Genomic DNA, 25,587 nt, shown 5'->3' with positions numbered 1-25,587 from the left:
TGGAGTCACCTCCCGATTCCTTCGATCCCTTCGATCTCTCGGGTGAGAAGCTGCTGGAGCAGCGCCGAGAACCCGTGATCGACGCCGCTGCTCCAGACGGCCGTCTCCTCGGGGAACCCCGGAATCGGTTCCCCGAAGACGGCGCTTACCAGCACCGCGTTCCGGTCCGTCATCACCAGTCGTCCGAGCGTCTGTTTCCGCTCCTGCGGCGGCTCTCGTTCGCTCAACCACCGGATCAACTCCGAGTCGAACAGTCGAACGCCCGGCGCGTCCCGTTCGATCCCATCGGCGATCGCCTCGCTGTCCGTCCCGACCAGGACGGAAACGCCCCTCTCGGACGCTTCCGCGAGCCTTGCGACCAGCTCGCCGTCGAAGATCTCCTCCGTGAGGAGTAGCAGGACGACTTCGCTCTCGGCCTCCTCGATCAGCGAAAACGTCCGCTCCGTCACGTTCTCGTGGTTTTCGATCGCCCACACCGCCCGCTCGATCCCCTTGTAGGCGGGTTCGACGTCGCGGAGCGACTCCTCGACGGTGTCGAAGTACGACTCGTACTGCCTGCGGAGGATTCGGAGGGCCGTGTCGGCCCCGACGGCCTGGAAGACCTTCGGCTCAGAGCGCTGTACGTCGACCAGCCCCTTCCGGCTGAGCCTGTCGAGCGCCCCGTACACGCGCGACCGCGGCACGTCCGCGATTCGACTCACGTCCCGCGCGGTTCCCTGCGGCAGGTGAGCGAGCGCGACGTAGCACTTCGCCTCGTACTCGCTCAGGCCGAGGTTCTGGAGGACCCCGACCGCCTCGTTCCCATTGGCCATAGGGGGAGGAGGACCGCGAGACGGTTATACGAGGCGGCCGCGAAAACGCGGGTGAAAGATTGCCCCGTCGCTATCGCTCGCTCGGCGACGGGGCGACCACGTCCTCGTCGGACGGCGATCGGGCGTCGTACTTCGCCACCAGCTCGTCCAGCTTCGCCGGGTCGTCCGCGCCGGGCAGCCGCTCGTCCATCGTCTCGCACGCCGCCTCGACGCCCAGCTTCTCGCAGACCAGGTCCGCCGTCGCCTCCGCCATCAGGCGGTAGGTAGTGAGCTTCCCGCCGACGATGCTGGCGAAGTTGTCAACGCCGCCGTCCGCGTGATCGAGCAGGAAGAAGTCGCGGGAGATGCCGCGGGCGTCCTCCCCGGCGTCCGCCCGCGACTCCTCGTCCGGGGCGTACAGCGGCCGGACGCCCCACCACGTCCGCGTGATCTCGGCCTCGGCGACCGGCGGCAACAGCCTCGCGCACTGCTCGACGGTGGTCTCGATCTCCCACCCCTCCTCGTCGAACTCGTCCGGATCCTCGACCTCGACGCTCGTCGTCCCGAGGACGACCTGGTCCTCGTGCGGAACGACGATGTCGCCGTCGTCGGGCCTCCGACAGCGGTTGAGCACCGGTCCGAGCCCCCGGTAGTCCACGCCGACCATCACCCCCTTCGTCGGTCGCATCCGCACGTCGACGCCCGCCAGGGCGGCGCACTGGCCGGCCCACGCGCCCGCGGCGTTCACGACGTAGTCGGCCTCGATGCGGTCGTCGACGCTCCCGCCGACCGTCGCGGACGTGATCCCACCGTCCCGAACGTGGAGGTCGACGAGCGGCGCGTGGGTGTGGATCTCCGCGCCGTGCTCGCGGGCGCTCTCGGCCGTCGCGGCGACGAGACGCGAGGGGTAGACGACCGCGTCCGGGACGCGCATCACCCGCACCGCGTCCGCCGGGAGGTCCGGAACGACGCCGTGGGCGGCGTCGACCGCGACGTCGTCGGCGGGGATGCCGACGTCCCGGCACGCGGCGAGTTTCCGCTCGTAGTACTCCTCGTCGTCCCCGTCGAGCAGGACGAAAAACCCCCCGGTGTCGTTCACGCACGCGCCGGCGACGTTGCGGAGGACGCGGTTCTCCTCGATGCACTCCTCCGCGCCGAGTCGATCGGCCTCGGCGTACCGCGCGCCGCTGTGGAGCAGCCCGTGGGACCGGCCGGACGTCCCGCTCGCCAGTCCGCCGCGTTCGATCAGCGTCACGTCCACGCCTCGCACGGCGAGGTCGCGGGCGACGCCGACGCCCGTTACGCCACCTCCGATGACGAGCACCGTCGTCCGTTTCACGGCTGACACACCCCTCTCCGACGAGGGTCGAGTGGACCCTGCATCACGCTAGGGAGTTGGGGACCGACGGGGAAAACACCTGTGCGCCGAAGCCGGGGGATCTCCCCGCGGCGCTTCCGCGCAACGCTTAGGAGTCGTTGACGATTAGTCATCGAGTATGGGCGACGAGACCATCTTCGAGTTCGAACGACCGATCCGGCGGGCGGCGACCGCCGCGCTGTTCCGGGAGCTGGCCGACGGCCTCGCCCGCGGCGGCGCGATCACGTTCACCGCGGGGGAGGCCGCGGCGACCGTGACTCCCCCGGATCAGCTCCTCGTCGAGTTCGAGATAGAGCGCGAGGAGCCGGACGAGGGCGAAAGCGAGGACGGTTCCGAGCTCTCCCTCGAAGTGGAGCTGGAGTGGAGCGTCTCCGACGAGAGCGACGAGAGCGACGGGGGCGACGAGGCGCGACAGGGGAAATCACCGGACGACCGAGAGCTCTCCGGGAGCGTCGCGCTGGACCGCCTCGACGACGAGGAGGCGGGAAGCTTCGAGATCTACGAGGACAGGGCGGGCGAGTGGCGCTGGCGGCTGGTCGACGGGAGCGACGACATCATCGCGATGAGCGGCAGGGGGTTCCCCTCGCGGCGCGCCGCCGCCGACGGGGTCCGACGCGTGATCGACCGCGCGGCGGGAGCGGGCGTGGGCGGTCCGGAGCCGCGCTGATCCGGGGGGATCCGTTCGTCGACGGATCGCACCCGGCCGCCATCGTCGGTTCGGGCGCGGCGCGTCTCTCCGCACCGCGTCCACCGCGTTCCGAGCGGATCCGCTTGAAAAACGGCCAGTAGGGATTTAAAAAAATACGCCGTATTTTTGCTGTGAGCGTTACATGACCGCCGAGGATACACTTTCGCACGATAGCGAACGCGTACAAAAGATTCGCATTCTCAACCCCCAATTCGGCGAAGAATCGGGGAGCGACGTAGCCGCCGCCTCTCGGGGCGCGTCGACGGAGGTTCGACTCCTCCCGGACGGAGGCGAAGAAGAAGGCGAGGGCGAAGAGACCGGGGGCGAAGAGGGCGAAGAGAGCGAAGAGGGTGAAGAGGGCGAAGAAGGGGAGGTGGAAGCCGAAGAAGAGCGGAACCAGGAGGAAGAGGAGGAAGAAGGAGACCAGGACGAGGAGGAGGAAGGCACGACCGTCCTGTTCCTCGATCTCGAAGGCCTGTTTCTCAACCTCCTCGGGCTGGAAGTCGACCTCGACGAGGTCGTCCTCGACGTGTCGGCCGTTCCCGGTGACGGCCGGCTGGTCGGCAACCTCCTCTCGGCGGTCGCCAACCTCCTGAACCGCGGCGGCCTCGACGACCTCCTTCCCGGCGGATTGCTCGGCGGCCTCTTCGGCGGCGACGGGGAGAGCGACGACGATTCGAAGGGGTTCGTCGCGTCGCTCGCGGATCGGATCCGGGGCGCGCTCGGCGAGATCGTGAGGGATCTGCCGCTCGAAGAGCTGCTCACGCAGCTGCTCAAGGAGCTCGTCCGGCAGCTCTTCGACGGTAAGTCGAAAGGCGACGAGAGCGGCGAGCAGGCCGAAGCATGAGCGACGAATCGCTGATCGAAGACGCGGGGCTCGATCAGGTCGGAGAGGACGTGGACTTCGACGAGATCTTCGAGGGCACGGAACTCGAAGGCGTCCTCGACGAGGGCGGTTCGGTCGCCGAGGCGATCGGCGGCCGGCTGGGAGAGATCGTCGGACGGCACCTCGGCGAGTGGCTGGGCGGCCTTCTCGGCGCGTGGATGGCCGTCAACGTCCTCGGGAGAGAAAAGCCGGACGAGTCGAATGAGTCGGACGAATCGGACGAGTCGGACGATGCGGACGACGGGGAATCGGCCGAAAGTGACGAGGCCGACGAAGCCGAGGGGACGGACGAGGACAGCGAGAACGGAGATGAAGCGAGCGAAACAGACGAAGAGGGCGGGTGAACGCCGTGTGACCTCCCGGATCGTGCGGTCGATCCCCCCGACGGGCCCGCGCGCCGGCGGTGGTGAGCCGTGAGCGGGAACGGGGGCGGTGACGGACCGACGCTCAAGCGGGCGATCCGGGACGAGCTCGACGAGCAGCTCGACGTGGCGGACCTCCTCGGCGAGGGCGACGTCGCCGAGAAGATCGACGCCGGGAAGCTCGGAAAGGCGGTCGGCGCGGCGGTCGGCGCGACGGTCGGACGGGAACTGGGTCGGCGCGCCGGTCGACGCGTCCGGCCGGGCTCGTCCGACGGATCGGACGAATCGCCGTCGCCGCTCGAACGCGCGCTCGGAGCGTTCCGCACGGCGCTGCGGAACGCGGCCGAGACGAGCGGCTTCCGCGACGCGCTCGAAGAGCGGTTGACGGCGCTCGCCGAAGGAGCCGGAAGCGCCGCCCGCCCACCGCCGGAAGGCGGCGAGGAGAAGGAGGCCGAGGGGGAAGAAGCGGCCGAGGAAGCGGCCGACGAGGAAACGACCGAGGAGACGGGGACGGAGACGGACGAAGAAACCGGGGAGGCTGACGCGGCGGAGGAGGTCGCCGAGGCGGAGGAGACCGACGGAACCGAAGGGGCTGTCGAAGGAGCGCCGGTCGACATCGGCGACCTCTCCGAGGGAGACCTCGGGGATCTGAAGAAGGAGACCTACCGCGAACTCCTCGAAGTCATGTCGTACCGGGACCTCCAGTCCGTCGCCAAGCAGGTCGGCGTCAAGGCCAACCTGAGCAGAGAGGAGATGATCAACCGGATCGTCGACCGCTTCTCGGAGGACGTGGACGCCGAAGGCGAATCGGAATCCGAAGGGAACGGGAGCGACGACGGGGAACCGGAAGGAGACGGGGCCGAAGGGAGCGGGGCGGAAGACGACGGGACGGCAGAGAGCGGGCCGGAAGAGGGCGGGACGGACTGAACCGCCTCGTCCGTCTCGTCGGAGACTGGCTCGATCGCTGACCGCGCGGCTCCCGACCGAACCGACACGCCAGGGACGATGTCCGAACACGAGACCGAAGAGATCGAACGACTCGACGAACTCCTCGCGGAGATCGAAGAGCGCGCCGAATCGATCACCGGGGACGCCGACGAGGGAGGGGCCGACCTCTCAGACGAAGATCGGGAGGAGCTGCGGCGACTCGCGCGCGAGGGCGGCGAGTCGCTCGAAGACGCGTCCATCGACGAGTTGCTCCGGGCGGCGGGGTTCACCGACCTCCCCTCGGAGATCGACCCGACCGACCTCCCGGCGCTCGTGGCGAACGCGGACGCGGATCCGCTCGTCCGACTGCGGAAGCTGCTCCGGATGGACGACCTCGGAAGCGCGGTGGAACGCGACGACGAGGAGTTGGCGTCGTGGCTCCGAGAGTTCGGCGACGACGGCGACGAAGGCGACGGAAACGGCGCGGAAAGGGCGGAGGAGTCGACGCTGAGCGGGTTGCTAACCGAGTTCCTTTCGGACGACGAGGGCGCGGACGGAACCGAGGACGCGGACGAGGTCGACGGGGTCGACGACGCGGACGGAGTCGATGGCGCGGAGGGGAGTGACCGCGAAGGCGACGAGGGAGGGAAGCGCGAAAGCGCCGAAGCGGAGGACGAAAGCGCCGAAGAGGGGAGCGAGCCTCCCGGAGAGGAACGAGAGCGCGTCGGCGAGGAGGGAGAAGAAGGCGGAGAAGCGGACGGAGGCGGAAAAGAGGAGGACGGAGACGGCGACCCGTCCGCCGGGGAGGCGCTCCGCGAACGGCTGCTCGATTCCGTGGCGGAGCTCTCCGACGGGCTTCGGGAGGCTCGGGAGTCGTTCGACGCCGACGGAGCGGACGAGGCGTCCGCCGATCGGCCGGACGAAACCGTCGAGGAGGACGAAGGGAGCGAGGAAGGCCGCGACGACGCCGAGGACGAAGACGGCGCGCGCGCCAGCGGCGCGTCGGGTCGGTCGCGGTTTTCGACCCTCCCGTCGCGGGATCGGCCGGACATGAACGCCGTTCGCCGCTTCTCGACGCTCCGGCGGGGGTCGCGAAAGGACGAAGAGAAGTAACGCCCGCTCGTCGGCGGAGCGCCCCGCGATCGGAGACACCCCGATCGAGTCGGTTCGTCGGCTCCGAATCGCCGGCGGCTCCGAATCGCGCCGGTGTCCCCGGCGGATCGCGGTCGCTGTCTATTCCCGACAGTACAAATCCCGGACCGCAAGGTGCTTACCGCAAGGGAGGTACGCGATCGGCGTATGAGGTGCGGTTAAGCGACCCGGAGGACTAGACGGACGGGATGACGGGAGGACTCGGAGGGGATTTCGACTCGGACGAGCGGGAAGCGCGCGAGATCGGCGGAGCGGCCGCCGAGGACGAGTCCGAGTTCCTCTCGATGGCGCAGCAGTACTACCGGGGGGAGATGTCGCAGTCGGCGACGTACCTCGACCGCCTAGACCTGACCGTGGACTGGGCGATAGCTGTCGTCACCGCCGTGCTCGCGCTCGCGTTCGAGAGCACGGAGCGGTCCTCGAACCTCCTTCTGATCGGGATGATCGCGCTCGTGATGTTTCTCCTGTTCGACGTGCGGCGGTACCGGACGTACGACGCGATCAGGGCGCGGGTTCGCCTCGTCGAGGAGAACGTGTTCGCGAACGCCTTCGACCCCGAGGGCGCGCCCCTCCGCGACTGGCGCAAGGAACTGGGGCGGGATCTCCGCAGCCCGGTGTTAAAGGTCACCTACCGGGAGGCGTTGTCGCGCCGGCTCGGACGGGTGTACTTCCCGATGTTCCTCCTGCTCGGCGTGGCGTGGATCTTTCGGATCACCGTCTTCGTTCCGGGCGAGACGTGGCTGGAGACGGCCTCGGTGTCCGACGTTCCGGGCGAAGTAGTCGCCGGCGCGCTGGCGCTCTTCTACGCGGTCCTGTTCGCGTTGACGTTCTGGCCGGGGAAACGGCAGGCGAAGGGCGAGTTCCACGGGCAGGAGCCGGGCGCGTGGAAAAAGCCGGACTGAGCGCGTTCGAGATCGCACTCGGCGCGAAGTGCGGAAAGTAGGTACCGGACGCTCTGAGACCCCGATGCCCGATACCTACGGTGAGATACTTGTATTTCGACATTCATAAACTATTTGATAATACTATCCGGAACGGTTCTCCGATTCAATCAAGAACGAGGCGACGTGAAACCGCCGCCGAAGAGCGCGGGGCGGACGACGGCGAACTCCGGCCGTCCCGCGGGAGGATCGGCCGAGACGGTTCCGATCAGGCCGTCTGCTCTTCGGCCCCGAGCCGTTCGATGCCGATCGTCACGTCGACGCCCTCCACGTCCCACCGCTCCACGAGATCGAACGGCGAATCGACGCCGTCGCCGTCGAGATCGAACTCGTCCCCCTCGGCGAACTCCGCGGTCCGCGTCTCCTCGGCGATGAACTCGCGGTGGCGGTCGACGAAGCCGCGGACGCGCTCGTCCGCGACGTCCAGTCGGGTCCGGATGTGCTCTTCGACGTCGAGATCGAGCTGTTTGCGCATCTCCTGCACGCGGCGGACGATGTCGCGGGCGTACCCCTCCGCCTCGATCTCCTCCGTGAGCGCGGTGTCGACGTACACCGTCCCTCCTTCGAAGTCGGCGCCGGCGACGTTCTCCGGCGGTTCCGCGCGGTACTCGACCATGTCCGCTTCGAGTTCGTACACGTCGCCGTCGACCTCGACTGCGGGACGAGCCGACTCGGCATCGGCGAGATCGCCTTCCAGCTCCTCGCGCGTTTTCCCCCGCACCGCGCGCATGACCTTCTGCGCGTCGCCGCCGAACTTCGGGCCGATGACGCCCATCTGCGGTTCGGCGTACTCGACGAGCTCGTCGAACGCCTCGACGACCTCCAGCGACCGCGCGTTCACCCGGTCGAGGAGCAGGCCCTCCAGGGACCGAACCGCCTCGGCGACCGCGTCGTCGTCGGTTTCGACGACGATCCGCTGGACGGGCCAGCGAAGCTTCCGACCGCCCTGCTGCCGGGCGTTCGCGGCGGCCTCCTCGACGTTCCGGAGGACGGCCATGTTCGCCTCCAGGTCCGGATCGTGGAGATCGGGGTCGACTTCGGGCCACGAGAGCATGTGGACCGTCGTCTCGCCGCCGTCGAGGTGCTGGTACATCTCCTCCGCGAGGAACGGGGTGAACGGCGCGAGGAGCCGCACGGTTTCGAGGAGGACCGTGGAGAGCGCGGCGTACGCCCCGCGCTTCGACGCGGAGTCTTCCTCCTCCCACATGCGCTCGCGGATGGCCTTCACGTAGAACCGCGAGACGTCGCCGGTGACGAAGTCGAAAAGCGCGTTCAGCGCCGCGTGGACCTCGTACTCGTCCCAGTGCCGCGTCATCTCCGCTTTCACCGATTGGAGGCGCGAGAGCACCCACTCGTCGACGACCGACAGCTCGCCGTCGTCGAGGTCGGCCTCGGCCGGGTCGTAGCCGTCGAGGCGCATGTACGGCAGCGGGAAGCGGAAGACGTTCCAGAGGATGTTGAGGGTGGCCTGCGTGTCCGCGAGGCCGTCCCACTCGAACGCGAGATCGGCCCCCTGCTGGTCGTGGCTGAGCAGGTACGCGCGGAGCGGATCGCGGCCGGCGCGCTCGATCGCCTCGTGCGGCGTGACGATGTTGCCGACCGACTTGGACATCTTCCGGCCGTCCTTGTCGTTCGCGAACCCGTGCATGAGCACCTGCCTGTACGGAACGTCGCCGACGGCGGCCGTCCCCATGCCGAGCTGCGACCAGAACCAGCCGCGGGTCTGGTCGTGCGCCTCGATGATGAGGTCGGCCGGCCACAGCTCCTCGTAGTCGGCGGTCTCGCTCGGGTAGTCCAGCGTTCCCCACGAGGCGACCGAGGAGTCGATCCACACGTCGAACACGTCGGGGACCCGCCGGTAGGTGGTTCCCCCTTCGGTGATCGTCAGGTCGTCGACCGACGGGCGGTGGAGGTCCAGCGCCTCGGGATCCACGTCCTGGTCGACCCGTTCGGCGAGCTCCTCGCGGGTGCCGACGACGACGATGTCGTCGGCCGAGAGATCCTCGCCGGCGTCCTCGGGGACCCAGATGGGAAGCGGGATGCCCCAGTACCGCTGTCGGGAGACGTTCCAGTCCGGCGCGTCCTCCACGAAGTTCCGGAAGCGGTTGTCGCGGGCCCACTGGGGGTACCACTCGCTGTGCTCGATGTTCTCCAGCAGTTCGTCCTTGATGTCCGTGACCGTGATGAACCACTGATCGGTGGCGAGAAAGACGATGTCCGTGTCGCAGCGCCAGCACTGGCCGTACCGGTGGGTGTGTCGGCCGCTGGAGAGGAGCAGGCCCTTCGCGTCGAGGTCGGCGATGATCTCGTCGTTGGCGTCGCGGACGAACGTCCCCGCGTACTTGCCGGCCTCGTCGGTGAACTCGCCGTTGCCGGCGACCGGCGAGAAGATCTCCAGCCCGAGCTCCCGGCCGCGCTCGAAGTCCTCCTGCCCGTGGCCGGGCGCGGAGTGGACGAGACCGGTCCTGTCGGCCTCGACGTAGTCTGCGGTGTACACCTGGAGTGCGCCCTCGAAGTCGACGTGGTCCGGAACCTCGTCGGCGAGCGGGTGCTCGTACTCCCAGCCGACCATCTCGTCGCCCGAGACCTCGTCCACGACCTCGTAGTCCTCGTAGCGGCCCTTCTTCAAGACCTCCTCGACGACGGGCTCGGCGAGGTAGAGGAGCTCGCTCCGCCCGTCCGTTTCGGCGCGGACCGCCCGGTAGGTCATCTCGCCGTCGACGGCGACGAACGCATTCGCCGGGATGGTCCACGGCGTGGTCGTCCAGATGACGAGTGACCCCTCGCGGTCGACCAGCGGGAACTTCACGTAGATGCTGGGAGACTCGATCTCGTGGTACTCGACCTCGTTGTCCGCGATGGCGGTCTCACAGCGGGGACACTGGTTGATGGCGCGCTTTCCCCGCTTGACGAGGCCGTTCTCGTGGACGCGCTTGAACGCCCACCAGGTCGCCTCCATGTACTCGGGACTGAGTGTCTTGTACGGGTTCTCCCAGTCCATCCAGACGCCCATGGACCGGAAGTCGTCGTCCATGGTCTCGCGGTTGCGCTCGGCGAACGCCTTGCACTCCTCGATGAACGCCTCGACGCCGAGCTCCTCGATGTCGCGCTTCGAGTCGAAGCCGAGTTCCCGCTCCACCTTCACTTCGATCGGCAGCCCGTGCATGTCGTAACCGGGCCGGTCCGTCACCCGGTGGCCCCGCATCCGCTTGTACCGGATGACGGCGTCCTTCAGCGTCTTGTTCCACGCCGTCCCGAGGTGCATCTGGCCGCTCGTGTACGGCGGCCCGTCGACGAAGAAGAAGGGCGGATCATCAGCGTGCGCCGCTTTCGTCGCCCCGTAGGCGTCGTGTTCGTCCCAGTGCGCCTCCGCCGAGGCCTCTACCTCCTCGGGGGCGTACTGGTCGCTGATATCTTCCATATCGGTTCTCTGACGCCCTGCGTATATCAAAACGGTGGTCCTGCACCGCGGGTGTCGAACCCGGTGGCCCCGCTTCCGCCCGGCCGAGGTGCGCGCCGTCGGGCGCGTTCACTTCGAATCGCCGTCGGGACCCCTCATTCCCGGACCGCCGTCGGGACCTCTGGCGATCCGCGCTTCGCCTCGGCGTACACGTCCCACACGAGGTCGGAGAGCAGGTGCGCGTACAGCGAAAGCGCCGTCAGGAGCGCGAGGACCGGGCTGAGAGCGTAGACGAGCGGGACGGCGATCCCAGCGATGATCACGTGGCTCAGGAGGCGGCGGAGCGTCCCCACCTCGCCCGCCTCGAAGATGTCGTCCTGGCCGGCGAACACCCGCCTCGGATCGCGGAGACACCCGCTGGCCGCCCGCCAGGAGCCGGTGTTCAGGCGAGCGACGAGGAAGTGATCGAAGTCGATGCCGACGCCGACGGCGGCGGCGTAGGCGACGACGAACCACGCCGGAAACGGCGATTCGACGGCGAGGGCGAACGCCGCTCCGACCAGGACCGAGATCGCAAAGTGGTGTTTCGAGTAGATGGACACTCACCCGTCCCGGCGGTTCGGACCGCCCGGCAATGAAGCCGCCGGATCGGCGGACGAGAACCGAGCGGCTCGCGGCGCGGCTGTCGGTCCGATCAGTCGAAATCGGGCAGGTCGTCCGGGGCCTCGTACTCCGCCTCCCAGTCGACGTACTCCTCCTTGAGCACGTCGCAGACGACCTGGCCGAGTTCCGTCAGCCCGGCGTTGATGGCGGACACTTTCGCCCAGCTGTCGAGGTCGGGGTGGAGGTCCCGCTCCTTCCAGTCTTCCGGGACGCCGGGCGCGTGGTAGCCGACGCGGTCCGCGAAGTCGTCCCAGAAGAAGTCGAACCCGGCGACCAGATCCAGATCCCGGACGATCGCCCACTCGTCCTCGCCGACGGTCGCGTCCGCCGCCCACTCGGCGAACGCCTCCTCCCAGGCGCCCTCCCGAAGGAACGCCTGCAGCTCCTCCCGGCGGTAGTCCGTCTCGCCGACGATCGTCGCGTCCTCGTACTCGTTGGGATCGATCTCGTTCAGTTCCGGCGGCTCCGGCGGCTCGACGTCGAGTGACATACCGCATCGGAGGGCGCGAGACGACAAAAAGCGTCGGCGTCCGGACCGCGTCTCGATCGGGGAGGATCCCCTTTGTTCCAACTGCCGTCCGACTCGTCCGCCGACGGGGAGGTCGCGGCGTCGCCGGTTCTCGACCGCGCGGGGGAACAAGCTGGGCGACTAGGATCTACCGCGCGCCCGCCGGCCCGCGGTGACGACGGTCGGGGGACCGCAGTCACTCGGCCACGTGGTCACTCGGGTACTCGGGCACCCGGCCGTCCACTCGCCGCTTACTTGTCGATCGCCGGTTCGGTCGCCGGCCGCGCGCGGCCGCGGGTCGCGTACCGACGGGCGTCGGCGAGCGTCTCCGTCGAGAGCAGCGCGCCGAGCAACCGCTCGAACTCGTCGTCGTCCACCTCGCCCGCCGCGTACCGCTCGCGGAGGGTGAGAAGGGGATCAGGCTCCGGGTCGGTCCGGTTCGCCGGGCCGTCGGCCCGGTCCGATCCGCCGTCCGAGAACTCCAGTTCGAGCCACGACTCGACCCGCTCGACGAACCGCTCGGGATCCGCGAGGAACAGGAGCGAGGCGGACCACAGGAACACGTACGCGAGAAGGAAGAAGAGTCCCGCGTTCGTCGCGAGGCCCGTGACGCCGAGGGCGACGAGTCCGACGAGGAGAACGAGGGCGATCGGGCCGTCCGGGGTGCCGCGAGAAACCGACGTCATACCGGTACAATGCGCCGATCCGGAGATAAATCTACCTCGGGGAGCTACTCGCCCATCCGCTCGACGACCGCCTCCAGTTGCGCCTTGCGGCCCTCCACCGCCGCCCGTCGGAGCGCCCGTTCCTCCTCCGTCGGGCACTCCAGGTCCGGAACCGGCGTCGGCCGCCCGTCGTCGTCGAGCGCGACGAACGTGAAGTAGGAGGTCGTCGTCTCGCGCTCCTCGTCGGTCTTGGGGTTCTCCGCGCGCACGTCGACCTTCGCGTCGACGCTCGTCCGGCCGGTGTTGAACACGTACCCCTCGATGACCGCCACCTCGCCCAGGTCGATCGGGCTGATGAAGTCGACGTGGTCCATCGAGGCGGTCACGCACTGGCGGTTGGAAAAGCGCATCGCGGCGATCGCGCCGCAGATGTCCATCCAGTGTAGCACGGCCCCCCCGAGCGCCCGTCCGAGGTTGTTAGTGTCGTTCGGGAGCAGGAGCTCCGTCATCTCGGTGTACGATTCCGCGAGCGTCGCGGTCCGGGTGTCCGACATGGGCGCGGGTTGGACCCGGCCCGTCAAGAAGCCAGTCGATTCGACTCGGCCCCGGCCACCGGTGGTTCGGCGGCGGGCGGGAAACCGCGCTACGGTTCGTCCTCGTCGATCTCGCCGAAGGGGTTCCGCTCCCGCCGGTCCTCGGAGACGAGGTCGACCGCCGACGGCGGCCGGCCGGCGGCGTCGAGCACCTCGTCGGAGACGGTGATGCGGCAGTCCGCGCGGACCGCGACGGCGATGGCGTCGCTGGGGCGGGCGTCGAAGACGTACTTCTGCGGCCGACCGTCCTCGTAGCGCTCGGCGTCGAGCTTCGCGTAGAACGTCCCGTCCGAGAGGTCGTCGATGCGGACGCCGTCGACGGCCCCGCCGAACTCGGTGACGATGTCGACGAGCAGGTCGTGTGTCAGTGGTCGCTCGAACGGCTCGCCGGTGAGCCCGAGTTGTATCGCCTGCGCCTGGTCGGTCGTGACGAAGATCGGGAGGTACTCGCCGCGCGCCGAAAGCACCACTGCCGGAACGTTCGCGCCGTCCGGGCCGACGCCCACGGCGATCCCCTCTACTTCGGCAGTGTGATCCATGGGCAGAAGTTGGCGTCGGAGGTATGAATAGCTACCCCCGGAATACGAACGGCGACGGCGTGGAGGAAACAATGCCGGGGCGAAACGACACTTATCCGGATCTGACTTCCCGGTTCGCGTACCTGACCGCGAACCAGACGACGAGAACCGCCGCGCCGCCGAGGAAGAACAGGAGCCCCGGCGGGAGACCGGCGGCGGTCGCGGCCGCGTCGGCGGATTCGGCGGTCGCCCGAACCCCGCCCGCCCCGGCGCCGCCGTCGCTTCCGGCCATCTGCGCCGTGCCCAGCCACGGCCCGTCCGTCAGCAGGTACTGCACGACGAGACTCAGGAAGCCCAGGAGCCCGAAGCCGCCGAGCAGCCGTTTCAGCGCCGCTTTCAGCCCCGCTCCGTCCTCCTCGCGGCCGGCGAAGACGACGAGGGGGCGATCGGCGGGGGCGTACACCTTCATCTCGCGGCCCTTCTCGGAGTAGACGGTGTCGACGACCTCGACGAGGTCGGCGTCCGACAGTTTTCCGAGGTGGTACTGGACGTTCTGGAGCGTGGTGTCGAGCCGGCCGGCGAGCCCCGAGGGGGTGTCGGGCTCCTCGTGGAGTTCGGAGAGCAACCGCCGGGCGGTACCCGAGGAGAGCGCCGACAGGAGGTCGTCGGCGTCCGCGCTGTCGACGCCGATGACCCGCGGCTCGGCGTCCTCGACCGCGGGGGCGTCGGAGGCGGAGGGCAGGAGTCTCGCCATGACGCGCCGTAGACGGCGGACTGAGACAAAGCTATTGGTTCGTGCGGATCACACTTCCGTCGGTTCGGACGGCTCACGCGTCGACGACCAGGACGCGGAGGTCGTTGACGTTCGTCCCCGTGGGTCCGGTCCGGATCAGCGCGCCGCGGTCGGCGAGGTACGCGTACGCGTCGTTGTCGGCCAGCGCGCCGCGGGCCTCCCCGGCGTCAGCGACGGTGTCGACGTCGACGAGCGCGCCGGCGGCGTCGGTGCTGCCGTCCCGCCCGTCGGTGTCGACGCTGGCGAGCGCCGCGTCCCCGTCCGCCCCGCGGAGCGACGCCGCGAGTTCGAGCGCCGCCGACAGGGCGAACTCCTGGTTCGGGCCGCCCTCGCCGTCCCCGCGGACCGTGACAGTCGTCTCTCCGCCCGCGAGGACGACCGCCGGAGCGGACACCGGGTTTCCGGTGGCGAGCGCCTCCTCGCCGACCGCGGCGTGCGTCTTCGCCGCCTCGCGGGCCTCGCCGCGGACCCGCGAGGAGAGGACGCAGGTCCCGTACCCGCGTTCGCGCGCCACCCGGCGCGCCGCGGCGAGCGCGGTGAACCCGTCCGCGAGGACGTGGTTTCGCACCCGGTCGAACGCCGGGTCGCCGGCTCTCGGCGTCTCGTCGAGCTCGCCCGCCGCGCCGCGCGACAGGCGCTCGCGGACGGCGTCGGGCGCGTCGATCCCGCGGCGGTCGAGCACGTCGAGGGCGTCCGCGTACGTCGAGTCGTCGGGGGCGGTCGGGCCGCTCGCGATCGCGCTCAGGTCGTTTCCGACCACGTCGCTCAGGACGAGACCGACGACCGTCGCCGGGGCTGCGACCCGCGCGAGCTGCCCGCCCTTGATCGCGGAGAGGTGCTTTCTGACCGCGTTTATCGCGTGAATGTCGGCGCCGCTGTCGAGCAGCGCGTCGGTCGTCGTCCGGAGGTCCGCAAGGGAGACTCCCTCGGCGGGCGCGGCGAGCAGCGCGCTCGCGCCGCCGGTGACGACCGCGAGCACGAGCGTCCGCTCGTCCGCCCCGGCCGCGATGTCGAGCACCCGACGCGCGCCCTCGACGCTCCGCTCGCTCGGGACGGGGTGGTCGCCGACGATTACGGCGATTCGGTCCGTCTCCGCCGGGTCGGACGCGACGACCGCGCCGCCGTCGACGCGGTCGCCGAGGAGCGATTCGAGCCCCCGCGCGACGCCGCCGGCCGCCTTCCCGCCGCCGACCACGACGATCCGGTCGAAGCCGGCCAGGTCGTAGGACGCACCGGCCACGGAGAGCGCGTCGCCGTCGAGCGAGAGGCGCTCGGCGATCACGCGCTCCGGGGTCGCGGCTTCGATGCCCGCCTCGACGCAGGCGAGCGCCGTCTCGCGGGCGTCGCCTCCGCCGAGTTCGTCCGCGTTTCGGATCATGACGGGGGATCACGCCCGGGGACCAAAAGGGTGGGCGTCGCTCGCGCCGACGCCGGGGAGGTCTCTCGCGCCGCGGGAGGTGCCGGACGCGGACGCGGCGAACGTGTCCGCGCGTTCCGGACGCCGAGAGTCGCATACTCCGACACTGGTAAAACCGGTGGGCCTGTAGCGGGGATAATGAGTGACACAGCGGAGTCGGCCCCTGCGGAGGGGAGCGTGCGGGTCGTCGGGACGGCGCACGTCTCCGCGGACAGCGTCCGCGAGGTCGAGGAGGCCATCGAGGCCGAGCGTCCCGACGTCGTCGCCGTCGAACTCGACGAGGGGCGGTACCGCCAGCTACAGGGCGAGACGCCGGACGATCTCGACGCGAGCGACCTGCTCCGGGGGAACACCGTCTTCCAGTTCATCGCCTACTGGATGCTCTCGTACGTGCAGGCGCAGCTGGGCGAGAAGTTCGACGTCCGCCCCGGCGCGGACATGCTCGCCGCGGTCGAAACCGCCGAGGAGCTCGGCATCGACGTGGCGCTCGTCGACCGCGACATCCAGACCACCATCCAGCGGTTCTGGGCGCGGATGGGTCTCGCGGAGAAGCTCCGGATGGTCGGCGGGCTCGCCTTCGGGGTCACCGACAGCCGCGTCGTCGGGATCGCGCTCGGGCTGTTCGTCGGGCTGTTCCTCGGTCCGCTGATCGGCCTGTTCGGCGGTGCCTTCGGGGTCACCGACGCGCTCCTGACGCGCGCCACCGGCGGCGTCCTCCTCGGGGTCGTCGCGGGGACCATCCTGCACGTCGTCTCCGGCCCGTTCCTCGACGGCGAGGAGCGGCTGCTCGTCGCCGTCGGCGGCGGCGTCGCGGTCGGCCTCGTCGGCGGCCTCGGGCTGGGGCTGGCGAACGGGATCGTGTCGGCGTACCTCGGCGGCTTCGCGAGCGCCGCGGTCGGGAGCATGGCCCTCGGGATCGCCGCCGGACTCGTCGTCGGCGTCGTCGCGGCCGCCGCCTTCGGCGTGACCGGCGTCGGCGAGGTCGAGGACGTCGAGGAACTCGACCTCTCGGAGCTCACGGACACGGACGTGGTGACCGTGATGATGGAGGAGTTCCGGCAGTTCAGCCCCGGCGGGGCGGAGGCGCTCATCGACGAGCGCGACGCGTACATCGCCCACCAGCTCGTCGCGCTCCGGGCGCAGGGGGCCGACGTGGTCGCGGTCGTCGGCGCTGGCCACCGCGAGGGGATCGAGCGCTACCTCGCGAACCCCGGGAGCCTCCCGCCGATGGAGTCGCTCGTCGGGACCGCGAAGAAGCGCGGGATCCCCTGGTTCGAGATCCTCGGCGTCCTCATCTCCGTCGGCTTCGTCGCCTTCTTCGTCCTCCTGGCGATGGCGGGGGTCCGGGACGCGTTCCTCCTGCAGCTGTTCGGCGCGTGGTTCCTCGTCAACGGCGTGTTCGCCGCCGGCCTGGCGAAGCTCGCCGGGGCGCGGTGGACCTCGGCGGCGGTCGGCGGCGGCGTGGCGTGGATGACCTCGGTGAACCCGCTTTTGGCCCCGGGGTGGTTCACCGGCTACATGGAGCTGCGCCACACGCGGGTGAACGTCGGCGACGTCGCGACGCTGAATCGCCTCCTGTCGGACGAGGAGAAACCCATAAAACAGCTCGTCTCGGAGATGTTCGACGTGCCGCTGTTCCGACTGATCATGGTCGTCGCGATGACGAACGTCGGGAGCATCATCGCCAGCGTGCTGTTCGCGGCGTACGTCCTGCCGCTGTTCGGGGCCGAACTGGGCGGCGTCGAGGGAGTCACCAGATTGATGATCGAAGGGGCGAGTCGGAGCGCCGACACGATCTGGAGGGCCGTGACGTGAGCGTCGGTCGACTCCGCTTCAGCGCGACGGAGACGCGCGACCTCGCCGTCGCCTGGCTCGTCCTCGGAGTGGCGTTCGCCATCTTCTTCGCCGGCGGCGGCGACCGCTTCCTCGGCGCGGTACAGCGGGGAGAGGGCGTCACGCTCGTCGTCGTCAGCCTCCTCACGGCCGGCGTCGCGTTCCTGCTGCACGAACTCGCCCACAAGGTCGTCGCCATTCACTTCGGGCAGGTCGCGGAGTTCCGCGCGGACTACGGGATGCTCTTTCTCGCGGTGATGAGCGCCCTGATCGGGTTCCTGTTCGCCGCGCCCGGGGCCGTCCACCACCGCGGGATGCTGACGGAGCGCCAGCACGGGCTCATCGCCCTCGCCGGACCCGTGACGAACGTGATCCTGGCGGTCGTGAGCCTGCCGATAGCCGTCGCGGGGTCGGCGCTCGGATCGGATTTCCTCGTGCAGATCGGCCTCTACGGGATCCTCATCAACCTCCTCCTCGCGGCGTTCAACATGATCCCGTTCGGGCCGCTCGACGGGCGGACCGTGATCGGGTGGAGCAAAGTCGTCTGGACGCTCGTGTTCTTCCCGGTCGCGGCGGTCGCCTTCGTCGTGCTGTTCGGATCTAACGTCCTCTGAGCGGGGCCGGTTCGACCGGCCACCGATCTCCTTTCCCTCCCTCTTCTCCTCCTCTTCTCCTCCTCCTCCTCCTCTTCTCCGCCGTCGCCGGGCGTCTACCCGCGCAGCGTCGCCGAGCGTCCACCAGCGCGGCGTCGAATGTTCGCCCGCGCCACCGCGTTTCCGTCCGCGTCGCGCCGGATATCAGCCCGGCGGCACGAACGCCTATACGGCTGGCGAGTGTCAAAACACACCATGGAGAGTATCAACCCGGCGACCGGCGAGGTCGTCGATACGTACGAGGAGCCGAGCGACGACGACATCGAGGAAGCGCTCCGGCGGGCGTCCCAGACGGCCGACTCCTGGGCGGAAACGTCGTTCGCCGATCGGCGGACGCTGATGAACGAGGCGGCGGACGTGCTCCGCGGCCGGACGGACCAGTACGCCGAGTTGATGGCGGAGGAGATGGGCAAGCCGATCACGCAGGGGCGCTCCGAGGTGGAAAAGTGCGCGTGGGTCTGCGAGTACTACGCCGAGCGCGCCGAAGAGCACCTGCAGGACGAGGTCGTCGGATCGGAACCGAACGCGCACACGCTCGTGAGCTACGAGCCGCTGGGTCCGGTGCTCGCGGTGATGCCGTGGAACTTCCCGTTCTGGCAGGTGTTCCGCTTCGCCGCGCCGAACCTCGCCGCCGGGAACGTCGGCCTGCTCAAGCACGCGTCGAACGTCCCCGGCTGCGCGCTCGCCATCGAGGAGGTGTTCCGCGACGCCGACTTCCCCGAGGGGGCGTTCCAGTCGCTGCTCGTGGGGTCGAGCGAGGTCGAGAACCTCCTCGCCGACGGCCGGGTGAAGGCGGCGACGCTCACCGGCAGCGAGGGCGCGGGGCGATCGATCGCGCAGAACGCCGGGAGGAACCTCAAGAAGACGGTGCTCGAACTGGGCGGGAGCGACCCGTTCGTCGTCCTCGACGACGCGCCGATGGAGCAGACGGTCGAGAGCGCCGCCTGGGCGCGGGTGCAGAACTCCGGGCAGTCCTGCATCGCGGCGAAGCGGTTCATCGTCGTCGAGGACGCCTACGAGGAGTTCCTCGACGGCTTCATAAACGAGCTGGAGTCCTACGAGATCGGCGACCCGCTCGACGAGGACACGGACATCGGCCCGCAGGCCCGTCCGGACCTGATGGAGGACCTCCACGAGCAGGTCGAGGCGACCGTCGAGGCGGGCGCGCAGTGCCACACGGGCGGCGAGCCGCTCGACCGCGAGGGGGCGTTCTACCCGCCGACCGTGCTGACGGACATTCCGCGCGACTCCCCCGCGGCGAGGGAGGAGACGTTCGGCCCCGTCGCCGCGGTCTTCGAGGTCGCAGACGAGGAGGAGGCGATCGAGCTGGCCAACGACATGAAGTTCGGCCTCGGGGCGAGCGTGTGGACCGAGGACCTCGAACGGGGCGAGCGGTTCGCCCGGAAGTTCGAGTCCGGCGGGGCGTTCGTCAACCAGATGGTGAAGTCGGATCCGCGGGTCCCGTTCGGCGGCGTCAAGGCGTCCGGGTACGGCCGCGAACTCGGCCGCCCCGGCGTCCGGGAGTTCGTCAACCGGAAGACGATCTGGGTCCAGCACGGCGTCGGATCCATCTCCCTGGGCGAGTGATGAACGGAGCCGACCTGCTGGTCGCGTGCCTGGAAGCCGAGGGCGTCGAGTACGTGTTCGGCGTCCCCGGCGAGGAGCTGGAGGACGTGCTGTTCGCCCTCCGGGACTCGTCGATCGAGTTCGTGCCGGTGCGGCACGAGCAGGGAGCGGCGTTCATGGCCGACGTCCACGGCCGACTGACCGGCGAGGCGGGCGTCTGCCTCGCGACGCTCGGCCCGGGCGCGACGAACCTCATCACCGGCGTCGCGGACGCTCACCTCGACAAGTCCCCGCTCGTCGCCATCACGGGTCAGGGCGGCCGCGAGCGCCTCCACAAGGAGAGCCACCAGGCGCTCGACGTCGTCCACATGTTCGAGCCCGTCGTGAAGTGGAACACCCAGCTCAACGACACCGAGATCATAAACGAGTCGGTGCGCAAGGCGTTCAAACTCGCTGAGTACGAGAAGCCGGGCGCGACGCACCTGGAGATTCCCGAGGACGTCGCCGCCGAACCGGTGGACGCGGAGCCGCTTCCCCGCCGCGACAGGGTCAGGCGGCCGGATCCCGACGCGGAATCCGTCGAACGGGCCGCCGGGCTGCTGGCGGACGCCGAGCGGCCGATCGTGCTCGCGGGCAACGGGGCCGTGCGAACCCACGCCTCCGAACGCCTCCGGGAGTTCGTCGAGCGCACTCGAACCCCGGTGATCGCGACGTACATGGGGAAGGGTGCGGTGTCCGACCGGGCCGCCCAGTCGCTCATGACGCTCGACTCGGGTCCGAACGACGAGGCCGCCGGCGCGGTCGCCGAGGCCGACTGCGTCGTCGCGGTCGGCTACGACATCGCCGAGCACGACCCGAAGCGCTGGAATCCGGACCGGACGAAGACGGTGATCCACCTCGACCACGAGCCGGCCGAGGTGTACGAGCACTACAACCCCGATATCGAGATCGTCGCGGACATCTCGATGGGGCTCCGCCGGCTGACGGAGGCGGTCGAGGGGGGACGGGAGACGTGGTGCACCGACATCCACGAGGTCATCCTCACCGACGCGCGCCGGAAGCCCGACCCCGACGAGCCGTTCTCCGTCCGACGGACGCTGCCGATCCTCCGGGAGATGATGGCCGACGACGACGTGCTGATCTCCGACGTGGGGAGCCACAAGATGGACATCGCGAAGTACTTCCCCGTTTACGAGCCCAACACCTGTCTCATCTCGAACGGGCTGGCGAGCATGGGCATCGCGGTCCCCGGCGGCGTGGCCGCGGACCTCGCGGTCGACTCGAACGTCGTCGTCGCGACGGGGGACGGCGGGTTCCTGATGAACGCCGCGGAACTGGAGACGGCGACGCGGCTCGGTCTCGACTTCACGGTCGTCCTGTTCAACGACGACGACTACGGGCTGATCTCCGAGAACCAGGAGCGCCACACGGGCGAGTCGTTCGGGACGAAGCTCACGAACCCGGACTTCGTCGCGTTCGCGGAGAGCTTCGGCGTGGCCGCTCGGCGGCCCGAATCGTGGGACGAGCTTGCCGAGGCGCTGTCGGAATCGATCGAGAGCGACGGGCCGCGGCTCGTCGAGGTTGCGCTCGCCTGAAGTGCGGTTCGGGCGCGTCCGCGCGCCCGCTCAGTTCCTTTCTCGTCGGTGGCCGTGTCCGGCGACGAGCGCGAGGGCGTTCGCCGCGAGCAGGACCAGAAAGACGACCGCCGAACTCCCCGACAGCCCGTCGTGTAGCAACGGAACGTACAGGAAGGGGAGGGCGACGGCAGCCCAGAAGCTCACGAACCTGACCGGGCCGGCGGCCATTCGACGGACGGAGGCGGCGGCACCCGGCACCTCGGCCGAGCCCGCGTTCGGTCGGTCGGCGGCGGTGGAGGAAGCACCTGACATGAGATAGCACACCCGGACGCGAATGCGTCACGAGTCAGTATATAACGGCCCGAACGTTACGGTCGATTCGGACGATTTACTCGTCGCGTCCCGCTCTTTCGTCCATTTATCGGCGGCTCTGCGCCGCCGAGAAGTTTTATCGGCCGATATAGCGGCGTTTCGCGTCGGCGGTTTCTCCGACGATGGTAGGGAGCGTCAACGGGCTCGGAAGGGTATCAGACCGACGACTCATCGTCGGATTACGGGGGTGGTAGCGCCTGATTACGGGGAGACGTCCCCCCGGTTAGCGAGTGGATAACGACCGCGCGTCCGAACGGTGGCCTTTTTGCGGACCGCCCGCCCGGGTTTCTACATGAGCGAGGACGACACGGACGACGGACTCACCTACGCCGACTCGGGCGTCGACATCGAGGCGAGCGAGGCGGCGACCGCGGCGCTCATCGGAGCCGTGGGGGAGAGCGAGGGCGACTACGCGGGCCTCCTGGACATCGGCGACAGGTACCTGGCGCTGGCGACCGACGGCGTCGGCACGAAGCTCCTCGTCGCGGAGGCGCTCGGTGACTACTCGACGATCGGCATCGACTGCATCGCGATGAACGCGAACGACCTCGTCGCCGCGGGCGTGCGACCGGTCGCGTTCGTCGACTACCTGGCGGTGGACGAGCCGAACGAGACGTTCGCCGAGCAGATCGGACGGGGACTCGCCGCCGGAGCGGAGCGGGCGAAACTCGAACTCGTCGGCGGCGAGACGGCGGTGATGCCCGAAGTGATCAGGGGGCTGGACCTGGCGGGCACGTGCGCCGGCCTGGCCGCGAAGGACGCGCTGTTTCCGGGCGAGGCGGAGGCGAGCGACGCGCTCGTCGGCTTCCGCTCGTCGGGCGTCCACTCCAACGGACTGACGCTCGCCCGGAAGGCCGCGACGCTGAACCACGAGTACGCGGATCCCTGCCCGTTCGACGGGTACGAGACGATCGGCGAGGCGCTCCTGGAGCCGACGCGCATCTACACCGACCTGCTCGACCCGATGCGCGAGCGCGGCGTCCGCGCCACGGCGCACGTCACCGGCGGCGGGTGGACGAACCTCGCGCGCCTCGGCGACTTCCGCTACGTCGTCGAGGAGCCGTTCGAGCCGCAGCCCGTGTTCGAGTTCATCCGATCGGAGGGAAACGTCTCCGACGAGGAGATGCACCGGACGTTCAACATGGGCACCGGGTTCGTCGCCGCGCTCCCGCCCGAGCGGGCGGAGGCGCTGGCCGAGGAGACGGACGGGCGCGTCGTCGGGCGCGTCGAGGAGGGCGAGGGCGTGGCGATCCGCGGACTGGAGCTGTAGGTCCGCGAGTTTCCGTCCGTCGGCGTCGCTTCCGGCGACGGTGATCGGGACGCCTACCGCGTTGCGAACAGACGGCGCGAACGCTCGCGCGAAACGGTGCGCCGTGCTCCCGCTGGCCGTTTCGCGGTCGTCGGTCAGCGCATACCGTCGGTGGTCCCGTTTTCCGTGATAAATCTCCGGACCTTCGGGGCGCGCGGGTCGTCGCTCGAAGCGGCGGGGATGCGGGGAAAATTCGGACACGAACGCACGCGGGCGACGGGCGAGTCGGTGCTACGAGAGCCGCTTCGCGATGTCCGCTTCGGTGATGATGCCGAGCGTCTCGCCGCCCTGCGTCACCATCACGGCCTTGTAGTGGTCGAGCAGGTTGCCGACCTCGTCGGCCGTCGCGCCGCGCGCGACCGTGGGGAACGACTCGCTCATCACCTCGCTCACGGGGAGGTCGCCGACGCCGTCCCCGGCGTGGATGACGTCGCTCTGGCTGATGCTGCCGACCGGGATGCCGCCCTGGAGCACCGGCAGCTGCGAGTACGCCTCCTCTTCCATCTTCCGGACGGCCTCGCGCACCGAGTCGTCCGGGGCGACGCTCACGACGTCCTCGTGCATGATGTCGCCCGCGCGGACGACGCTCCCTTCTGCCTCGTCGAGCGCGTTGACGATGCGGCGGAGCGTCGAGAGCCGGGGGTCGACGTCGCCGCCCTCGATCCGGGCGATGAGCGGCTGGGAGACCCCGGCCCGCTCGGCGAGTTCGCTCTGCGTCAGTTCCAGCGACGTGCGCCGTTCGCGCAGGTCCTGCGGCGTCGGGAGTTCCATACCCCTGATAACCACAGGTTATTAGAAAAGCTTTCGACGACGCGCGGCCGGGCGTCGGGCCTCAGGCGTCGGCTTCCTCGGCGTCCGTCTCGACGATCTCGATCACGGACAGCGGAACGTCGCGGAGCGCGCCGCCGACCTCGCTCTTCGCAATGCGCGAGGCGTGCTGTTCGCTGTCGGCGTTGAACACCTCGATTTCGAGCAGCAGGCCGACGAGCGCGGTGTTCGCCGCGATGAACGCCGAGTCGAACGGTTCGCCGCAGGCCGGACAACCGGTGACGCCGACGTCCACCTCGACGAACTCCTTGTTCTTCTGGTTCAGCCGCTTGCCCGCCTCGCTCACGGCGACGCCGATCGCGTCGTCGATGTCGTCGACGTCGCGGACCAACCAGGCCGCCTCCATCGCGACGAGATAGTTGCTCATACGGGGTAGAGGAACGCGAGGGTTTCGTGCTTTGTGGTTCGCGCTTCCGAGCCCTCGCCCGGCGTCTCCGATCTCTCATTCCGCCGGGTCGTCCGCGCGCATCCGCCGGCGATTATCCCCATAACTTACGGATAGTACCCGAATCAACCACGCGGAACGTGCCCCGTAGGTAGGAGATCGACAAGTTGGGTTGTCCGGGGATCAACTCCGGTTGAACCGATAGACAGCGTCGACTTCCCTCTGACCGCTGGGCGGAAACGCTTATATACGAGCGTGGTGGGAGAACCGGGTGAGTAAATGTTCGAATCGCTGTACCGGTTCAGCCTGTTCGCACTGTACCAGTTCGCGGTCGTCGTCGGCATCCTGCTGTTGCCGCTCGCGTTGGTCGCGCGGCGGGCGGGTCTGCCGTTCCCCGTCGGCCGGCTCGTGGAGACCCTGGGTACCGCCTACGAGAACGCCAGTTCGCGCTGAATCCGGCGCGAGCCGTCCACCTGATCCTCGACGTTCGTTCCCGTCCGAGGAGCTGTGCGGCCGATCAGCCGCGAGCGGGTCCGACGCGCGGTCCGGACGCGCGAGGCGGTCGGCGTCGGCAGAGGCAATGCGAGTGGGAAGGGTTGCATTTATACGCGCCGCAGGTCAAAAGCAGACAATGCGTACCCCCACCGACTTCTCGGACGATCTCGATCCCCTGAACGGCGATCACTCGAACGTGTTCGGCCCCGAGCTGGGCGAGTTCCCCCACGCCGAGCGGCGCGCGAGCGAGTCGGCCGGCGACAAGGAGATGAAGACCGGCACGACGACCGTCGGCATCAGGGCCGACGACGGCGTCGTGCTCGCGACCGACATGCGCGCGAGCGCGGGCTACATGGTCGCCAGCAAGGACGTCCAGAAGGTCGAGCAGATCCACCCGACCGCGGCGCTCACCATCGCCGGCTCCGTCTCGGCCGCGCAGTCGCTCATCCGCTCGCTGCGGGCCGAAACGAGCCTCTACGAGGCCCGCCGCGGCGAGAACATGAGCATGCAGGCGCTCTCGACGCTCGTGGGGAACTTCCTCCGCTCGGGCGCGTTCTTCATCGTCCAGCCGGTCCTCGGCGGCGTCGACGAGGAGGGCCCACACGTCTACAGCATCGATCCAGCCGGCGGCACGATGGAGGAGGACTACACGGTCAGCGGCTCCGGCAGCCAGTACGCGCTCGGCGTGCTCGAACAGGACTACGGCGACGACCTCGCCGTCGACGAGGCGCGGACGGTCGCCGCCCGCGCGATCAAGTCCGCGGTCGAGCGCGACCTCGCCTCGGGCAACGGTATCAACGTGGCCGTCGTCACCGCCGACGGCGTCGAGATCGACCGCCGCAAGGACATCGAGGAACTGCTGTAGCGGCGAATCGGTGAACCCGTAG

Annotated in this window: 26 protein-coding genes; 13 read left to right on the top strand and 13 right to left on the bottom strand. The window is 69.3% G+C overall.

Annotated elements, in window-relative coordinates:
* Positions 1-5 precede the first annotated feature (5 nt).
* Together CNO20_RS17450 and CNO20_RS17445 are read right to left on the bottom strand one after the other, a co-directional pair.
* Positions 6-812: a TrmB family transcriptional regulator gene (locus tag CNO20_RS17450; RefSeq protein WP_101297396.1), complete on the bottom strand. Its 807-nt coding sequence runs from the start codon at positions 810-812 to the stop codon at positions 6-8.
* 70 nt (positions 813-882) lie between these two features.
* Positions 883-2,130: an FAD-dependent oxidoreductase gene (locus CNO20_RS17445; protein WP_101297395.1), complete on the bottom strand. Its 1,248-nt coding sequence runs from the start codon at positions 2,128-2,130 to the stop codon at positions 883-885.
* A 157-nt stretch (positions 2,131-2,287) separates the two neighbouring features.
* Between CNO20_RS17445 and CNO20_RS17440 the strand changes: the two genes are divergently transcribed.
* The 6 genes from CNO20_RS17440 to CNO20_RS17415 all read left to right on the top strand — a co-directional run bounded on the left by CNO20_RS17440 (position 2,288) and on the right by CNO20_RS17415 (position 7,086).
* Positions 2,288-2,836, top strand: coding sequence for an amphi-Trp domain-containing protein (locus tag CNO20_RS17440; RefSeq protein ID WP_101297394.1), 549 nt, complete (start codon positions 2,288-2,290; stop codon positions 2,834-2,836).
* Positions 2,837-2,999: 163 nt separating this feature from the next.
* Entirely contained in the window at positions 3,000-3,704 is a 705-nt protein-coding gene (locus tag CNO20_RS17435) for a hypothetical protein (protein ID WP_101297393.1), read from the top strand.
* Positions 3,701-4,087 (top strand): hypothetical protein, encoded by a 387-nt coding sequence (locus CNO20_RS17430; RefSeq protein ID WP_101297392.1) that lies wholly within the window; start codon positions 3,701-3,703, stop codon positions 4,085-4,087. The genes CNO20_RS17435 and CNO20_RS17430 overlap by 4 nt, the downstream gene beginning before the upstream one ends.
* A 69-nt stretch (positions 4,088-4,156) precedes the next feature.
* Positions 4,157-5,032 (top strand): hypothetical protein, encoded by an 876-nt coding sequence (locus CNO20_RS17425; protein WP_101297391.1) that lies wholly within the window; start codon positions 4,157-4,159, stop codon positions 5,030-5,032.
* A 78-nt stretch (positions 5,033-5,110) separates the two neighbouring features.
* Positions 5,111-6,145 carry a hypothetical protein gene (locus CNO20_RS23095; RefSeq protein ID WP_158237442.1) on the top strand — a complete coding sequence of 345 codons (1,035 nt, stop codon included), beginning with the start codon at positions 5,111-5,113 and terminating at the stop codon, positions 6,143-6,145.
* Positions 6,146-6,372: 227 nt separating this feature from the next.
* Positions 6,373-7,086 (top strand): DUF2270 domain-containing protein, encoded by a 714-nt coding sequence (locus CNO20_RS17415; RefSeq protein ID WP_101297390.1) that lies wholly within the window; start codon positions 6,373-6,375, stop codon positions 7,084-7,086.
* 247 nt (positions 7,087-7,333) lie between these two features.
* On the opposite strand, the gene ileS is transcribed toward CNO20_RS17415, so the two are convergent.
* The 8 genes from ileS to CNO20_RS17375 all read right to left on the bottom strand — a co-directional run bounded on the left by ileS (position 7,334) and on the right by CNO20_RS17375 (position 15,643).
* Positions 7,334-10,546 (bottom strand): isoleucine--tRNA ligase, encoded by a 3,213-nt coding sequence (ileS, locus tag CNO20_RS17410; protein ID WP_101297389.1) that lies wholly within the window; start codon positions 10,544-10,546, stop codon positions 7,334-7,336.
* Between the two features lie 134 nt (positions 10,547-10,680).
* Positions 10,681-11,127, bottom strand: a complete 447-nt coding sequence (locus CNO20_RS17405; RefSeq protein WP_199174906.1) for a hypothetical protein — start codon at positions 11,125-11,127, stop codon at positions 10,681-10,683.
* Positions 11,128-11,219: 92 nt separating this feature from the next.
* Positions 11,220-11,678: a DUF7992 family protein gene (locus CNO20_RS17400; RefSeq protein WP_101297388.1), complete on the bottom strand. Its 459-nt coding sequence runs from the start codon at positions 11,676-11,678 to the stop codon at positions 11,220-11,222.
* A gap of 269 nt (positions 11,679-11,947) precedes the next feature.
* Entirely contained in the window at positions 11,948-12,382 is a 435-nt protein-coding gene (locus CNO20_RS17395) for an SHOCT domain-containing protein (protein ID WP_101297387.1), read from the bottom strand.
* 44 nt (positions 12,383-12,426) lie between these two features.
* Positions 12,427-12,915, bottom strand: coding sequence for an acyl-CoA thioesterase (locus tag CNO20_RS17390; protein ID WP_101297386.1), 489 nt, complete (start codon positions 12,913-12,915; stop codon positions 12,427-12,429).
* A gap of 89 nt (positions 12,916-13,004) precedes the next feature.
* The gene (locus tag CNO20_RS17385; RefSeq protein ID WP_101297385.1) at positions 13,005-13,493 is read right to left on the bottom strand and encodes a bifunctional nuclease family protein; all 489 of its coding nucleotides are present in this window, start codon (positions 13,491-13,493) and stop codon (positions 13,005-13,007) included.
* 91 nt (positions 13,494-13,584) lie between these two features.
* Positions 13,585-14,226: an ArsR/SmtB family transcription factor gene (locus CNO20_RS17380; protein WP_101297384.1), complete on the bottom strand. Its 642-nt coding sequence runs from the start codon at positions 14,224-14,226 to the stop codon at positions 13,585-13,587.
* Between the two features lie 73 nt (positions 14,227-14,299).
* On the bottom strand, positions 14,300-15,643 hold the full coding sequence (locus tag CNO20_RS17375) for a glycerate kinase type-2 family protein (RefSeq protein WP_101297383.1): 1,344 nt from the start codon (positions 15,641-15,643) through the stop codon (positions 14,300-14,302).
* A 177-nt stretch (positions 15,644-15,820) separates the two neighbouring features.
* Between CNO20_RS17375 and CNO20_RS17370 the strand changes: the two genes are divergently transcribed.
* The 4 genes from CNO20_RS17370 (at position 15,821) to CNO20_RS17355 (ending at position 21,329) form a co-directional block, all read left to right on the top strand.
* Positions 15,821-17,497, top strand: coding sequence for a TraB/GumN family protein (locus CNO20_RS17370; protein WP_101297382.1), 1,677 nt, complete (start codon positions 15,821-15,823; stop codon positions 17,495-17,497).
* Complete coding sequence (locus tag CNO20_RS17365) at positions 17,479-18,129, top strand: zinc metalloprotease (RefSeq protein ID WP_394337272.1); 651 nt, start codon at positions 17,479-17,481, stop codon at positions 18,127-18,129. Before CNO20_RS17370 ends, CNO20_RS17365 begins: the two co-directional genes overlap by 19 nt.
* A gap of 234 nt (positions 18,130-18,363) precedes the next feature.
* The gene (locus CNO20_RS17360; protein WP_101297380.1) at positions 18,364-19,755 is read left to right on the top strand and encodes an NAD-dependent succinate-semialdehyde dehydrogenase; all 1,392 of its coding nucleotides are present in this window, start codon (positions 18,364-18,366) and stop codon (positions 19,753-19,755) included.
* Positions 19,755-21,329, top strand: a complete 1,575-nt coding sequence (locus CNO20_RS17355; protein WP_101297379.1) for an acetolactate synthase large subunit — start codon at positions 19,755-19,757, stop codon at positions 21,327-21,329. Before CNO20_RS17360 ends, CNO20_RS17355 begins: the two co-directional genes overlap by 1 nt.
* A 30-nt stretch (positions 21,330-21,359) precedes the next feature.
* Here the strand turns inward: CNO20_RS17355 and CNO20_RS17350 are convergent, their stop codons facing one another.
* Positions 21,360-21,623, bottom strand: coding sequence for a DUF8028 family protein (locus CNO20_RS17350; RefSeq protein WP_233204240.1), 264 nt, complete (start codon positions 21,621-21,623; stop codon positions 21,360-21,362).
* A gap of 352 nt (positions 21,624-21,975) precedes the next feature.
* Between CNO20_RS17350 and purM the strand changes: the two genes are divergently transcribed.
* Positions 21,976-22,953 carry a phosphoribosylformylglycinamidine cyclo-ligase gene (gene purM / locus CNO20_RS17345; RefSeq protein WP_101297377.1) on the top strand — a complete coding sequence of 326 codons (978 nt, stop codon included), beginning with the start codon at positions 21,976-21,978 and terminating at the stop codon, positions 22,951-22,953.
* 270 nt (positions 22,954-23,223) lie between these two features.
* Here the strand turns inward: purM and CNO20_RS17340 are convergent, their stop codons facing one another.
* A complete protein-coding gene (locus tag CNO20_RS17340) occupies positions 23,224-23,763 on the bottom strand; it encodes a CBS domain-containing protein (RefSeq protein WP_101297376.1) in 540 nt (179 codons plus the stop codon).
* 61 nt (positions 23,764-23,824) lie between these two features.
* Entirely contained in the window at positions 23,825-24,187 is a 363-nt protein-coding gene (locus CNO20_RS17335) for a DUF555 domain-containing protein (protein ID WP_101297375.1), read from the bottom strand.
* Positions 24,188-24,484: 297 nt separating this feature from the next.
* Here CNO20_RS17335 and CNO20_RS23480 point away from each other — a divergent pair, with 297 nt between their 5' ends.
* Together CNO20_RS23480 and psmB are read left to right on the top strand one after the other, a co-directional pair.
* Positions 24,485-24,658 (top strand): hypothetical protein, encoded by a 174-nt coding sequence (locus CNO20_RS23480; protein ID WP_199174905.1) that lies wholly within the window; start codon positions 24,485-24,487, stop codon positions 24,656-24,658.
* Positions 24,659-24,836: 178 nt separating this feature from the next.
* Complete coding sequence (gene psmB, locus CNO20_RS17330) at positions 24,837-25,565, top strand: archaeal proteasome endopeptidase complex subunit beta (protein WP_101297374.1); 729 nt, start codon at positions 24,837-24,839, stop codon at positions 25,563-25,565.
* Positions 25,566-25,587 lie beyond the last annotated feature (22 nt).

It is taken from the genome of Halegenticoccus soli (assembly GCF_002844195.1).
Taxonomy (GTDB): domain Archaea; phylum Halobacteriota; class Halobacteria; order Halobacteriales; family Haloferacaceae; genus Halegenticoccus; species Halegenticoccus soli.
This window is presented reverse-complemented; position numbering and strand designations above follow the sequence as displayed.